Raw genomic sequence first — 12620 nt, forward strand, 5'->3', positions numbered from 1 at the left:
CCGGGGGGGCGCCTTTGGCCGCCGCCGCTGCATTTCCTGCGGCCAATCAGTTGCCCACTTTTTGAGCAGCTGTGTTAGAATCGCAGGCTTTCCCTCGTTTTGGCTATTGCACGGGCGGGTAATAACGCTTAGGCGGGACGCTGATATCGGCTGAAGTCTGCTGGAAACCCAATGGGTTTTTCCGCAATTTCGGCCCAGTTTTGGGGGAAAAGAACTGGCTGGATGGTCCAGCCAGGGAAATTTTTATTCTTAGGAACCATCATGAAGACCTTTGTGGCCAAGCCGCATGAAGTCCAACGTGACTGGTTTGTGATCGACGCCAAGGGCAAAGTCCTCGGTCGTGTGGCCAGCGAAGTCGCACGTCGTCTGCGTGGCAAGCACAAACCTGAATTCACGCCGCACGTTGATACCGGTGACTACATCGTCATCGTCAACGCTGCCGATATCGTTGTTACGGGCGCCAAGGCGAAGGACAAGAAGTACTTCCGCCACACGACGTACCCGGGCGGTATCCGTGAAACGAACTTCGAGAAAATGCAAGAGCGTTTTCCCGGCCGCGCCATTCAGAAGGCTGTCAAGGGCATGCTGCCCAAGGGTCCTCTGGGCTACGCCATGATCAAGAAACTGAAGGTGTACGCTGGTGCCGAGCACCCGCACACCGCCCAGCAGCCCAAGACGCTGGATATCTAAGGAAACGCCATGATCGGTAACTGGAATTACGGAACCGGCCGTCGCAAAACCTCGGTGGCTCGCGTTTTCATCAAGAAGGGCACGGGTAAGATCGTCGTCAACGGCAAGCCCGTCGACGAGTTCTTTGCTCGCGAAACCGGCCGCATGATCGTGCGCCAGCCGCTGGAACTGACCAGCCACCTGGAATCGTTCGACATCAAGGTCAATGTGCACGGCGGCGGCGAAACCGGCCAGGCTGGCGCAATCCGTCACGGCATCACGCGTGCCCTGATCGATTACGACGCGACCCTGAAGCCCGCGCTGTCCCAAGCTGGCTTTGTTACCCGCGATGCTCGCGAAGTCGAACGCAAGAAGGTCGGCTTCCGCAAGGCACGTCGGCGCAAGCAGTTCAGCAAGCGTTAATACGCTGCTCAAAAAGCCCGCTTCGGCGGGCTTTTTTTCGCGCCTTTTGTTCCAGCGCCGGGCGCCGTCCGGACGCTGTACGTCCCGCGCGGAACTCCGCGCATTCCGCCCGGTCGGAAAGAAGGGCTGCGGTGCCATTTCGGGCTCTTAGCCGCAACACCCGCTTTCCCGAGCGATACAATCGATCCTCGTTCTACGAAGAGCACACATCATGGCCCAAGCATCGAACACCCGCATCAAGGTTGGTATCGTCGGCGGCACCGGTTACACCGGCGTCGAGCTGCTGCGCTTGCTGTCGCAGCATCCCAATGTGGAATTGACCGCCATCACGTCCCGCAAGGAAGACGGGTTGCCGGTGGCTGACATGTATCCGAACCTGCGCGGCCGCGTGAACCTCGCCTTCTCGGCGCCGGAAAAGGCCTCGCTGACGGATTGCGACGTCGTGTTCTTCGCGACGCCCCACGGCGTGGCCATGGCCCAGGCCCGGGAACTGATCGCCGCGGGCACCCGCGTCATCGACCTGGCCGCGGACTTCCGCCTGCAGGACATCCCCACCTTCGAACGCTGGTACAAGATTCCCCATACCTGCCCGGACATCCTGGCCGAATCCCAATATGGCCTGGTGGAACTGAACCGCGAGGCCATCTCCAAGGCTCGCGTCATCGGCAACCCCGGCTGCTACCCCACTACCGTGCTGCTGGGCCTGGCCCCGCTGCTGGAAGGCGGCAAGAAGCTGGTCGACGCGCAAACTCTGATCGCCGACTGCAAGTCGGGCGTCTCGGGCGCCGGCCGCAAGGCCGAAGTGGGCTCGCTGTTCTCCGAAGCCTCCGACAACTTCAAGGCTTACGGCGTGGCCGGCCACCGCCACCACCCCGAAATCGTCGCGCAACTGGAAAAGATCGCCGGCGGCAAGGTCGGCCTGACCTTCGTGCCCCACTTGGTGCCGATGATCCGCGGCATGTTCTCCACCATCTACGCGCGCATCCTGCCCGAGGCCCGCGACACCGACTTCCAGGCCTTGTTCGAAAAGCGCTACGCCGACGAACCCTTCGTCGACGTGATGCCTGCCGGCAGCCTGCCCGAAACCCGTTCGGTGCGCGCCTCGAACAACCTGCGCATCGCGCTCAGCCGCCTCGGCAATGGCGACCAACTGATCGTCATGGTGGTCCAGGACAACCTGGTCAAGGGCGCCGCCGGCCAGGCCGTCCAGAACATGAACCTGATGTTCGGCGTCCCTGAATCCACCGGCCTGGATCAGGTCGCGATCCTGCCTTGATGTCCGCAGGCTTGCGGCCATGGGCCGCAAGCCGCCGTTCTTTATGCCCGCTGATTCCTCCATTACACCCAAACCTCGCCCTGCGGCCGGGCTGATGCGCGTATTCGCGGGCTTGCTGATCGGCGTGCTGCTGGGCGGTTCGGCCAGCTTTTTCTACGTCCGCCAGCTCTATCGGCCGCAGGATGCGGTAGTGATCAGCACCCGGCAGGCCGAGGTCCAGGAAGAGGCCATGCGCCAGCAGTCGACGCAGCTACGCTATACGCAAGGGCAGCTCGACACCGCCGATGGCGAGCTGGTCATCGAACGCGCCGCGCGCCAGGAACTGGAAACGCAGTTGCGCACCGTCCAGGCCGAGGTTGGCAGGGTGCGCGATCAGCTGGCGTTCTACGAGCAGTTGCTGCCACCCGGCCCTGAGGGCTCGGTGGACATTCGCGGCGTCGAAATCGACCGCAGCGGCGGCGGTCTGCGTTACAAGGTCCTGTTGATGCGCAGCGGCCGTAACGGCAGTGCACCGTTTTCGGGAGCCCTGCGCTTTCAGGCCACTGGCATCCTGAAGGGCGAGACCGTGAAGGTGGACCTGGCGCCCATGCAGGTCAAGGCCGAGTCCGGCTCGGTCGCCATCCCTGGCGACGGCGCACAGACTTCGCCCCTGGCCCTGCAGTTCGACCAATATCAACGCAGTCAGGGCATCCTGGCGCTGCCCGAGGGATTTGTCCCCGAAAGCGTGACCGTCAGCGTCCTGGAGGGCGATACCGTCCGGGCGTCAAGAAGCGTCAAGCTCGAACTTTGAGTCTGCGCAAGCCCTGCGCTATAGTGACACCATGCGAGCGCCGTTGCCGCTCACCGAAATATGGCCGAACCGGCCAGGAGTGAACCATGAATGCAGTGACCGAAACCGTCGACCTGCAGGCTGCCCCGCCTGCTCCCCTGGTATTTACCGACTCGGCTGCGGCCAAAGTGAAGGATCTGTTGGCCGAAGAAGGCAATCCCGAGCTGAAGCTGCGTGTTTTCGTGCAGGGCGGAGGCTGTTCGGGTTTCCAGTACGGCTTCACCTTCGACGAAGTCGTGAACGATGACGACACCGTGCTGGACAAGGCTGGCGTGCAACTGCTCGTCGACCCGATGAGCTTCCAGTACCTGGTCGGCGCCGAGATCGACTATAAGGAAGACCTGGAAGGCGCGCAGTTCGTCATCCGCAATCCCAACGCCAGCACCACCTGCGGCTGCGGCTCCTCGTTCTCGGTGTAATCACCCGGGCAGGAAATAAAAAGCTCTTCGGCGCGCCGAAGGGCTTTTTGCATTGGGGCGCGGGTTTCAGGCGGGATAAAGCGCGCCCAGGATGCGGGCGCCGCGCGCGCCGGTGACGGCGGGCAGGCCCGCGGGCCTGCGCTGCACGAATGCTTGCGCCAGCCAGGCGAAGGCCAGGGCCTCGACTTCCTGCGCCGGCACGCCCAGGACATCCGTGGCGCGCACGGGCCGTTGCAGGCAGTACGCCAGCTCGCGCATCAGTCCCGGGTTGCGCGCGCCGCCTCCACATACGAAGACTTCCTGTGTGCCTGCCGCGGCGGCATCGACAGCGTTGGCGACCGTGCGCGCCGTCAGGCGCTGCAGCGTGGCCTGCACGTCTTGCGGCGCGGGCTTGGGGCCGTCGAACGCAGCCAGGCGATCGTCCAGCCACTGCATGTTGAACAGGTCGCGTCCGGTGGATTTGGGCGGCGGCAGGACGAACCAGGGTTCGCTGGCGATCAATTGTTCCAGCAGCGCGGCCAGCACCTGGCCGGTGGCGGCCCAGCGGCCATCGGCGTCATAGGGCTGGCCCAGGTGGCGCTGGCACCAGCCGTCCAACAGGACGTTGGCGGGGCCGGTGTCGAAGCCGCGGGGCGCCTGTCCCGGCTCCAGCAGCGTCACGTTGGCGATGCCGCCCAGATTGAGCACGGCGCGGCCTTGCGGCGCGCCGAAGATGGCGGCATGGAAGGGTGGCACCAGCGGCGCGCCCTGGCCGCCGGCAGCCACGTCGCGGGTGCGGAAATCCGCCACCACGTCGATGCCGGCCAGTTCCGCCAGCAGGGCGGGGGCATTGAGCTGCACGGTGTAGCCCAGGTCGGGCCGGTGCCGGACGGTCTGGCCATGCGCGCCGATGGCGGTCACGTCGCCGGCCTGGACGCCGGCTTGCTGAAGCAGGGCGGCCACGGCCTGGGCGTACAGGCGGGCGAGTCCGTTCGCGGCCAGGGCGGCGCGGGCCAGCTCGTCGTCGCCGGACAGATTCAGCGCCAGCAATTCGCGCCGCAGGCCCGCCGGCATGGGCAGGCTGGCGCTGGCGAGTACGGCCGGCGCCTGGCCGTCGTCCAGGCGCACCAGCACGCCGTCCACGCCGTCGACGCTGGTGCCCGACATCAGCCCGATGTAGAGCTGCGAGTCCTGGTGTTGGGGGGTGATGGAGGAATTCACGAGAGCCTCGGCAAAGAAAAAGCGGCCGCGCAGCAGAAAGTGCGGGGCCGCTTTGCGGGAGCGTTCGACCGGCTTTAGCGGCTGGCCACGTTGGTCAGCGCGTCAGGCAGGGTCTGCTGGAATTCGGTCAGCAACTGGATCTGCGCCTTGTACGGAGCCACGGCCTGGTTGAAGGCGCGGACTTCGGCGGGCTCCAGGCTGCGGGCGACCGGCAGGTCCACCGACAGCGGATCGATCGGCTGGTTGTCCACGCGGAATTCGTAGTGCAAGTGCGGGCCGGTGGCCCAGCCGGTTGCGCCGACATAGCCCAGCAGCTGGCCCTGCGAAATCTTCGAACCCTTGGTGATGCCTTCGGCGATGCGGCTTTGGTGAGCGTACAGCGTCGAGTACTTGCCGTGGTGTTTGACGATGACGACGTTGCCGTAGCCGTTCTGCCAGCCGGAGAATTCCACCGTGCCGTCGGCCGTGGAATGGATCGGCGTGCCCGAGGGCGCCGCGTAATCCACGCCCTTGTGTCCCGTCCAGGTCTTGTGGATGGGGTGCATGCGCATGCCGAACGTGGAGCTGATGCGGCTGAACTTCAGGGCGGTACGCAGGAATGCGCCGCGCAGGCTGGTGCCGTCGAAGTCGTAGTACGAACCGTTCTTTTCGTCGGGGCTGAACCAGACGGCGTTGTAGGTCTTGTCGCCGTTGATGAATTCCAGCGCCAGCACGCGGCCGGCGCCGGCGTAGCGGCCGTCGTGCGAACGCACTTCGTAGACCACGCGGAATTTGTCGCCCTGGCGCAGATCGCGCAGGAAGTCGATCTTGGCGCTGAGGATGTCGGCCATCTGCATGGTGACCGAGTCCGGGATGCCGGCGGCGTCGGTGGCGCCGAACAGCGACGAGCGGATCGTGCCCACGGCGACGCGGGTCTGGCGTTCGGTGCTTTCGGTGATTTCCTCGGCCTTGTAGCTGTCGCCCGCGGGCGCGACGTGCAGCATGCGCGTCACGACCTGGCCATCCGTCTCGTTGCCGGGGGTATGGATGTAGCGCAGCCAGATCAGGTTGCCAGCCTCGTCCGTCGCAGCCTGCACCGAGCGGCCCGGGTACAGCTTGTAGATGCTGCGGGCGCTGGCCTCGTGCGTCAGGAAGGTCTGCAGGCTGGGCGCGTCCAGTTCCAGGCGCTGCAGCACCGCGGCCAGCGTGTCGCCGGCGCGGATCCGGGTTTCGCTGATATAGGGCGCGGCGCTGGGAGTGCTGACTTCGACCTGCTCGGCGCTCAGCGGCAGGACGCTGCTGATGATGCGGGAGGGGGGGAGTTCGGTGCGGTCGGGTTGCTGCACCATGCCGAGAGCGGCGGCGCCTGCGAACAGACCAATGGCGGTGACGAGAATAGTGCGGCGGAAAAGTCCCGAGCGCTGGGGCTTGGGCTCAACGGGCGCAAACAGGGCAGCAACTTTGCGCTTGATGCTACTCGCCAGTTCGTGGAGGCCACGATTCATCGTGAAGATACCCTCTCAGGTGGCTTGAGCTCGCAGGGTGCGTGACACGAACGGCCCTCGCGCGCACATATTCGGGGCAAGGGCTGTGGCGCGGGGCGCATCTTGTGAACGACGGGGTGTAAACCGGACCGCAACTGCGTATATGACAATTGCGTATGATTAGGGCGGTATCCTAGCTGATTCGGCTAGAATTTTCGATAGTTTTCGTCACTTTTTACACCTTTTTATCGGCTGAAGCCGAGTTGGTCCCCCTGCCATGTCATCCACAGAAGCCCCGATTACCCCCGAAGTCGAAGCAGACCTGCGTATAGCGAAGCGCGGCTGCGATGAGTTGCTGGTCGAGTCCGAATTCGCCCGCAAGCTAGCCAGGAGCCGCGCCACGGGCGTACCCCTGCGCATCAAGCTGGGACTGGATCCGACCGCGCCGGACATCCACCTGGGCCATACCGTGGTGCTGAACAAGATGCGCCAGCTGCAGGACATGGGGCACAACGTCATCTTCTTGATCGGCGATTTCACTTCCACCATCGGCGATCCCAGCGGCCGCAACAATACCCGCCCGCCGCTCACGCGTGAACAGATCGAGTCCAACGCCAAGACCTATTACGCCCAGGCCAGCCTGGTGCTGGACCCGGCCCGTACCGAGATCCGCTACAACTCCGAATGGTGCGATCCGCTGGGCGCGCGCGGCATGATCCAGCTTGCGTCCCGCTACACGGTCGCGCGCATGATGGAGCGCGAGGACTTCACCAAGCGCTTCAAGGGCGGCATCCCGATCTCGGTGCATGAATTCCTGTATCCGCTGATGCAGGGCTATGACTCGGTGGCGCTGAAGTCCGATCTGGAGCTGGGGGGCACCGATCAGAAGTTCAACCTGCTGGTCGGGCGCGAGCTGCAAAAGGAGTATGGCCAGGAGCCGCAGTGCATCTTGACGATGCCCTTGCTGGTGGGGACGGATGGCGTAGAGAAGATGTCCAAGTCCAAGGGCAACTACATCGGCATTTCGGAGTCGCCCGATTCGATGTTCGGCAAGCTCATGTCGATTTCCGACACGCTGATGTGGCGCTACTTCGAGCTGCTGTCGTTCCGCACGTTGGAAGATATTGCCGCGCTCAAGCAGGAGATCGACGGCGGCCGCAACCCGCGCGACGCCAAGGTCATGCTGGCCCAGGAAATCATCACGCGTTTCCATTCCGCCAAGGCCGCCGACGAGGCGCTGGCCTCGTTCGAGGCCCGTTTCCGTGACGGCGCGATCCCCGAGGACATGCCCGAGGTCAACATCGGCGGCGCGCCGGTGGGCATCCTCAAGCTGCTGCGCGAAGCCGGCCTGGTGGCTTCGGGTTCGGAAGCGCAGCGCAATGTGGAGCAGGGCGGAGTGCGTGTCAACGGCGACCGGGTGGAAGACAAAGCGTTGCAATTGCCGGTGGGGACTTACGTCGTTCAGGTGGGCAAGCGCAAATTTGCGCGTGTTAACTTGAACCCATGATTGCGAAGTTTTGATACGCTGAGGGTACAGACAGGGGCAGTGGGGCCTTTGCGGCACATCTAGGAGCACGACATGAAACTTTCGAGTTTGTCCTTTTCCGATAACGAGTCGATTCCCGAACGCTACGCCTTCGGCAGGATCGATGCGCAATCGCACGTCGCGCTGGCAGACAACTTCAACCCGCAGTTTTCCTGGGACGAAGTTCCGGCGGGCACGCAGTCGTTTGCGCTGATCTGCCACGACCCCGATGTGCCGTCCGAGCCCGACGACGTCAACCAGGAAGGCCGCGAGGTGCCGGCCAGCTTGCCGCGCGTGGATTTCTTCCATTGGGTGCTGGTCGACCTGCCGGCCGACCTGCGCGACATCGAGGAAGGCACCTTCTCCAGCGGCATCACGCCGCGTGGCAAGGGCGGCCCGCTTGCGCCGATGGACGCGCGGCAGGGCATCAACTCGTACTCGTCATGGTTCGCCAACGACCACGACATGAGCGGCGACTACTTCGGCTATGACGGTCCGTGCCCGCCCTGGAACGACGCGATCCCGCACCGCTACGTGTTCACCCTGTACGCGCTGGACGTGCCCACGCTGAACATGCAGGGTTCCTTCACGGGCGAGGACGCGCTGCGCGCCATCCAGAAGCACGTGCTGGCGCAGGCGTCGTTGACGGGCACCTATACGCTCAATCCCAAGCTGGCTCCCAAGCAGATCGGCGCCACCTCGGCCTGATTCGTCATGCCGTCAAAAGGCCGCAGAATCCTGCGGCCTTTTTCGTTTCCGCGGCGGTTCAGCCGGCTGCGCGCTTGAGCCGCAGCAGCGCCCCGCTAGCCGCCCGCCGCGCCGTTGCGGATCGCCAGCATGGTGGCGGGGGCGGGGCCGACGACGCTGACCGCGGCTACCAGCGAGTAGGTTATGAGCGTGGCGCTTTGCATGAAAGTTTCTCAAGTCGGGTTGAGACGGGTTTTCGGCCGGCGGAGGATGGCGTGGTTTTCGCGCTCATCGAGGGAATTTTGCCCGGGTTCCGGGCATTTTGGGAGCAATTGATTCTGTCCGACGCGGTAAACTATCCGTCATTCTCCGGGTTTACCCACCCGGGCGCAGTTTTCTCCTCTCTTACCGCCTCAGGAACTCCCGTCATGTTTGACCGCAACCTCACCTTGTCCAAGGCTGACCCGGACGTTTGGGCCGCCATCCAGAAGGAAGACGTCCGCCAGGAACAGCACATCGAGCTGATCGCCTCGGAGAACTACGCCAGCCCGGCCGTCATGGAAGCCCAGGGTACGCAGCTCACCAACAAGTACGCCGAAGGCTATCCGGGCAAGCGCTACTACGGCGGTTGCGAGTACGTGGACGTGGTCGAACAACTGGCCATCGACCGCCTGAAGCAGATCTTCGGCGCCGAAGCCGCCAACGTGCAGCCCAACTCGGGTTCGCAGGCCAACCAGGGCGTGTACATGGCCGTCCTGAAGCCGGGCGACACCGTCCTCGGCATGAGCCTGGCCGAAGGCGGCCACCTGACGCACGGCGCGTCGGTCAACGCCTCGGGCAAGCTGTACAACTTTATCTCCTACGGCCTGGACCAAAACGAAGTCCTGAACTACGACCAGGTCGAACAACTGGCCAAGGAGCACAAGCCCAAGCTGATCGTGGCCGGCGCCTCCGCCTACGCCCTGCACATCGACTTCGAGCGCATGGCCCGCATCGCCCGTGAAAACGGCGCGCTGTTCATGGTCGACATCGCCCACTACGCCGGCCTGGTCGCTGGCGGCGCCTACCCCAACCCGGTTCCGCATGCCGACTTCGTCACCTCGACCACGCACAAGTCGCTGCGCGGCCCGCGCGGCGGCGTCATCATGATGAAGGCCGAGCACGAGAAGATCATCAACTCGGCAATCTTCCCCGGCATCCAGGGCGGTCCGCTGATGCACGTCATCGCCGGCAAGGCCGTGGCCTTCAAGGAAGCGCTGGAACCCGGCTTCAAGGACTACGCGCAGCAAGTGGTCAAGAATGCCAAGGTGCTGGCCGACACGCTGGTCAAGCGCGGCCTGCGCATCGTTTCCGGCCGCACCGAAAGCCACGTCATGCTGGTGGACCTGCGTTCCAAGGGCATCACGGGCAAGGAAGCGGAAGCCGTGCTGGGCCAGGCCCACATCACGGTGAACAAGAACGCCATCCCGAACGATCCGGAAAAGCCTTTCGTGACCAGCGGCATCCGCCTGGGCACGCCGGCCATGACCACGCGCGGTTTCACCGAAGCGGAAGCCGAGTTGACCGCCAACCTGATCGCCGACGTGCTGGACAATCCGCGCGACGAAGCCAACATCGCCGCCGTGCGCGCCCGTGTCAATGAACTGACCTCGCGCCTGCCGGTCTACGGTAAGAAGTAAGCGAGCTTCCCTGCGGCGGGCTGCGGCCCGGCCGTAGCGCTCCATAAGGGACGGCCCCGCAAGGCGCCGTCCCTTTGCTTTCGGGGCGGCTCCCTGGCAAAAATATGGGGGCGGATTAGCCCGTATTGGCGCTGGCGGCCCGGCGTCTCGTTACAATATGCTTAACTATTGCCCTCAGCGCCTTTAGGGATCACACATGCGGTGTCCATTTTGCGGCAATGCCGAAACACAGGTCGTCGACAGCCGGGTCTCCGAAGAAGGCGACGCCATACGCCGTCGCCGCCGCTGCCTGTCCTGTGACAAGCGCTTCACCACCTATGAACGGGTGGAGCTGGCCATGCCTTCCGTCGTGAAGCGCAACGGCAGCCGCAGCGACTACGACCCCGGCAAGCTGCGCGCCAGCCTGAGCCTGGCGCTGCGCAAGCGCCCCGTCAGCACGGAAGACGTGGACGCGGCGGTTGCCCGGATCGAAGAGCAGTTGCTGGCCAGCGGGCTGCGCGAAGTGCCCAGCGAACATATCGGCGAGCTGGTCATGAACGAACTGCGCAAGCTCGACAAGGTGGCGTACGTACGCTTCGCCTCGGTCTACAAGAGCTTCGAGGACATAGGCGAATTCGTGGAGGCCATCCGCGAGATGCAGGGCCCGCTATTGCCGGGCAAGCTGCGCAAGGACTAGAGAAGGCTCGACGCCAACCGGTCCGGGGCCGCCCAGCGGCACGGACGCAGACAATGACGGCGCCGCGGCGCCGTCATTGCATGGTGGGCGCCGCGCGCGCCAGGCTGGGAGTAAGCGGCTGGAACTTGCGCCACACGCGGCGCATGTGCTGCGCCGAACCGAATCCCGATTTCTCGGCCACGCGCTCCAGATCCAGCCGGGTATCGCGCAGCAGGTCGCGCGCCAGCGCCACGCGTATCTGATAGAGGTAATCCATCGGCGTGCAGCCCGCGTGTTCGCGGAACAGCCGGGTCAGGTGGCGGGCGCTGGTATGCGCCTGGTCCGCCAACGATTGCGCCGACCAGGGCGCCGCCGGATCGCGAACGACCGCGTCCTGTACCCGGTGCACGCCCGGGTGCATGTGGCTGCGGTGGTCCAGCCAGGGCGACAGCGTCGAATCCGTGCCGGCGCGCCGCTGGTAGACGACCATGTCGCGCGCCGCTTCACTGGCCACCCGCGGTCCACAATGGCGCGACACCATGTGCAGCGCCAGGTCGATGCCGGCGGTGATGCCCGCGCTGCTGACCAGCCTGCCGTCCTCGACAAAGATGCGGTTGTCATGCAGCCGCGCGCTCGGGTCGATGCTGGCCAGTTGTGCCAGGCAGGTATGGTGCGTGGTGCAATCCCGTTGCCGCGTCAGGCCCGCGGCGGCGGCGAACAGCGCGCCCGCGCAGACCGTCATCAGCGTGAAGCCGTCCGCGGGATGGCGGACGGCCAGCCAGTCGATGATGGCGCGCGAGTCGGGGTCGTCCAAGCGCGTGGGTTTGCCCACCACGCCGGAAATGATGACCAGCGCCTCGGGCGGCAACGCGGCCGGCAGGGCCTGGATATGGGCCAGATGCAGGCCGGGCAGGCCGCTTTCGACCTCCCGCGACGGGCCACAGAAATGCTGCTCGAAGGTGCCGGGACTCAGCTTGTTGGCCACGCGGAAGGCCTCCGCCGGACCCGCCACGTCCAGCAGCACGATGCCGCGCGTCAGCACGAAGTAGACCGGGACCATGCGGCTCTCCGCCAGCGCTAGGCCGCCAACGCGTCGGCGGCGCGCGCGATGCGGGCGAAGCGCCCTTGCAGCACCAGTTCGGTCCGGTCGCGGATCTCGGCCGGCGTGTAATGCTGGCCGGACGGGCTCTGCATGGCGAAGGTCAGGGTGGCATCGGTGGGGAATACCACCTTGAAGCCGGCGTCGCTGGCGTGGCGCGAGGTGGTTTCGCAGCATTGTTCCGTGCGGATGCCGCTGACGATGATGCCTTCGATGCCATGCTTCACCAGCCAGTCCTGCAGGCTGGCGCCGTCCGCGTCCTTGGCGTAGAGCGAGGAATGCACGGTCTTGTGGAACACGGCGGCGGGTGCGATGCGCAATTCCTTAAGCGTCTTGACGTGCCCGGAAGCCATCGAGAAGGGGTTGGCCGGGTCGTTCGACACGCTGGTGTGAAACACCTGCAGCACCGGAATGTGGCGGGCCTCGGCTGCGTCGATCAGGGATTGGATCTGCTCCAAGAAGGCCGGGTACTCTGTTTCATCCCAAAACGGACGTTGCCGGAAAGAGTCTTGTACGTCAATGACGATCAGTGCTTGCTTCATGGTCCGGGCTCCTGGAGCGGGAATTGTAGAGGTGTGACGCCATTTTTACTGCAATCTGGCGTGGGGGCGAGCGCGGTGAAAGACGGCTGTCGGCCCAAAACGGACATGCGTGGCTGATGCCGAGGAGCCGTGACGCCGAAGCGCCTGCCTGCCT

At 64.7% G+C, this 12620-nt stretch carries 13 protein-coding genes; 9 read left to right on the forward strand and 4 right to left on the reverse strand.

Annotation, left to right across the window (positions count from 1 at the left end):
- Positions 1-261: 261 nt before the first annotated feature.
- The 5 genes from rplM (at position 262) to erpA (ending at position 3616) form a co-directional block, all read left to right on the forward strand.
- Entirely contained in the window at positions 262-690 is a 429-nt protein-coding gene (gene rplM, locus WBB14_RS24465) for a 50S ribosomal protein L13 (protein ID WP_013391412.1), read from the forward strand.
- A 9-nt stretch (positions 691-699) separates the two neighbouring features.
- Positions 700-1092 (forward strand): 30S ribosomal protein S9, encoded by a 393-nt coding sequence (gene rpsI, locus WBB14_RS24470; RefSeq protein ID WP_332013426.1) that lies wholly within the window; start codon positions 700-702, stop codon positions 1090-1092.
- A gap of 211 nt (positions 1093-1303) precedes the next feature.
- On the forward strand, positions 1304-2368 hold the full coding sequence (gene argC / locus WBB14_RS24475) for an N-acetyl-gamma-glutamyl-phosphate reductase (RefSeq protein ID WP_424242061.1): 1065 nt from the start codon (positions 1304-1306) through the stop codon (positions 2366-2368).
- 43 nt (positions 2369-2411) lie between these two features.
- Positions 2412-3158 (forward strand): DUF6776 family protein, encoded by a 747-nt coding sequence (locus WBB14_RS24480; protein ID WP_424242062.1) that lies wholly within the window; start codon positions 2412-2414, stop codon positions 3156-3158.
- Between the two features lie 86 nt (positions 3159-3244).
- Complete coding sequence (gene erpA, locus WBB14_RS24485; RefSeq protein WP_013391415.1) at positions 3245-3616, forward strand: iron-sulfur cluster insertion protein ErpA; 372 nt, start codon at positions 3245-3247, stop codon at positions 3614-3616.
- Between the two features lie 66 nt (positions 3617-3682).
- Here erpA and WBB14_RS24490 read toward each other — a convergent pair whose 3' ends face one another.
- Together WBB14_RS24490 and WBB14_RS24495 are read right to left on the reverse strand one after the other, a co-directional pair.
- The gene (locus WBB14_RS24490) at positions 3683-4816 is read right to left on the reverse strand and encodes an anhydro-N-acetylmuramic acid kinase (protein WP_424242063.1); all 1134 of its coding nucleotides are present in this window, start codon (positions 4814-4816) and stop codon (positions 3683-3685) included.
- Between the two features lie 74 nt (positions 4817-4890).
- Complete coding sequence (locus WBB14_RS24495) at positions 4891-6300, reverse strand: peptidoglycan DD-metalloendopeptidase family protein (protein ID WP_424242064.1); 1410 nt, start codon at positions 6298-6300, stop codon at positions 4891-4893.
- A gap of 256 nt (positions 6301-6556) precedes the next feature.
- On the opposite strand from WBB14_RS24495, the gene tyrS reads away from it, so the two are divergent.
- The 4 genes from tyrS to nrdR all read left to right on the forward strand — a co-directional run bounded on the left by tyrS (position 6557) and on the right by nrdR (position 10846).
- Positions 6557-7786, forward strand: coding sequence for a tyrosine--tRNA ligase (gene tyrS / locus WBB14_RS24500; RefSeq protein ID WP_424242065.1), 1230 nt, complete (start codon positions 6557-6559; stop codon positions 7784-7786).
- A 72-nt stretch (positions 7787-7858) separates the two neighbouring features.
- Positions 7859-8512: a YbhB/YbcL family Raf kinase inhibitor-like protein gene (locus WBB14_RS24505; RefSeq protein ID WP_424242066.1), complete on the forward strand. Its 654-nt coding sequence runs from the start codon at positions 7859-7861 to the stop codon at positions 8510-8512.
- A 407-nt stretch (positions 8513-8919) separates the two neighbouring features.
- Positions 8920-10170 (forward strand): serine hydroxymethyltransferase, encoded by a 1251-nt coding sequence (glyA, locus tag WBB14_RS24510; RefSeq protein ID WP_424242067.1) that lies wholly within the window; start codon positions 8920-8922, stop codon positions 10168-10170.
- A gap of 196 nt (positions 10171-10366) precedes the next feature.
- Positions 10367-10846, forward strand: coding sequence for a transcriptional regulator NrdR (nrdR, locus tag WBB14_RS24515; RefSeq protein WP_424242068.1), 480 nt, complete (start codon positions 10367-10369; stop codon positions 10844-10846).
- Positions 10847-10919: 73 nt separating this feature from the next.
- Here the strand turns inward: nrdR and WBB14_RS24520 are convergent, their stop codons facing one another.
- Both WBB14_RS24520 and WBB14_RS24525 read right to left on the reverse strand, forming a co-directional pair.
- Positions 10920-11885, reverse strand: a complete 966-nt coding sequence (locus tag WBB14_RS24520; RefSeq protein ID WP_424242069.1) for a GlxA family transcriptional regulator — start codon at positions 11883-11885, stop codon at positions 10920-10922.
- Positions 11886-11902: 17 nt separating this feature from the next.
- The gene (locus WBB14_RS24525) at positions 11903-12466 is read right to left on the reverse strand and encodes a cysteine hydrolase family protein (protein WP_424242070.1); all 564 of its coding nucleotides are present in this window, start codon (positions 12464-12466) and stop codon (positions 11903-11905) included.
- Positions 12467-12620 lie beyond the last annotated feature (154 nt).

Origin of the sequence: Achromobacter sp., assembly GCF_049647645.1 — a bacterium.
Taxonomy (GTDB): domain Bacteria; phylum Pseudomonadota; class Gammaproteobacteria; order Burkholderiales; family Burkholderiaceae_B; genus Achromobacter.

Bases quoted from the DNA above. Each gene is read 5' to 3' on its own strand.
- rplM (WP_013391412.1), top strand. From the start codon at position 262: ATGAAGACCTTTGTGGCCAAGCCGCATGAAGTCCAACGTGACTGGTTT.
- rpsI (WP_332013426.1), top strand. From the start codon at position 700: ATGATCGGTAACTGGAATTACGGAACCGGCCGTCGCAAAACCTCGGTG.
- argC (WP_424242061.1), top strand. From the start codon at position 1,304: ATGGCCCAAGCATCGAACACCCGCATCAAGGTTGGTATCGTCGGCGGC.
- WBB14_RS24480 (WP_424242062.1), top strand. From the start codon at position 2,412: ATGCCCGCTGATTCCTCCATTACACCCAAACCTCGCCCTGCGGCCGGG.
- erpA (WP_013391415.1), top strand. From the start codon at position 3,245: ATGAATGCAGTGACCGAAACCGTCGACCTGCAGGCTGCCCCGCCTGCT.
- WBB14_RS24495 (WP_424242064.1), bottom strand. From the start codon at position 6,300: ATGAATCGTGGCCTCCACGAACTGGCGAGTAGCATCAAGCGCAAAGTT.
- tyrS (WP_424242065.1), top strand. From the start codon at position 6,557: ATGTCATCCACAGAAGCCCCGATTACCCCCGAAGTCGAAGCAGACCTG.
- WBB14_RS24505 (WP_424242066.1), top strand. From the start codon at position 7,859: ATGAAACTTTCGAGTTTGTCCTTTTCCGATAACGAGTCGATTCCCGAA.
- glyA (WP_424242067.1), top strand. From the start codon at position 8,920: ATGTTTGACCGCAACCTCACCTTGTCCAAGGCTGACCCGGACGTTTGG.
- nrdR (WP_424242068.1), top strand. From the start codon at position 10,367: ATGCGGTGTCCATTTTGCGGCAATGCCGAAACACAGGTCGTCGACAGC.
- WBB14_RS24520 (WP_424242069.1), bottom strand. From the start codon at position 11,885: ATGGTCCCGGTCTACTTCGTGCTGACGCGCGGCATCGTGCTGCTGGAC.
- WBB14_RS24525 (WP_424242070.1), bottom strand. From the start codon at position 12,466: ATGAAGCAAGCACTGATCGTCATTGACGTACAAGACTCTTTCCGGCAA.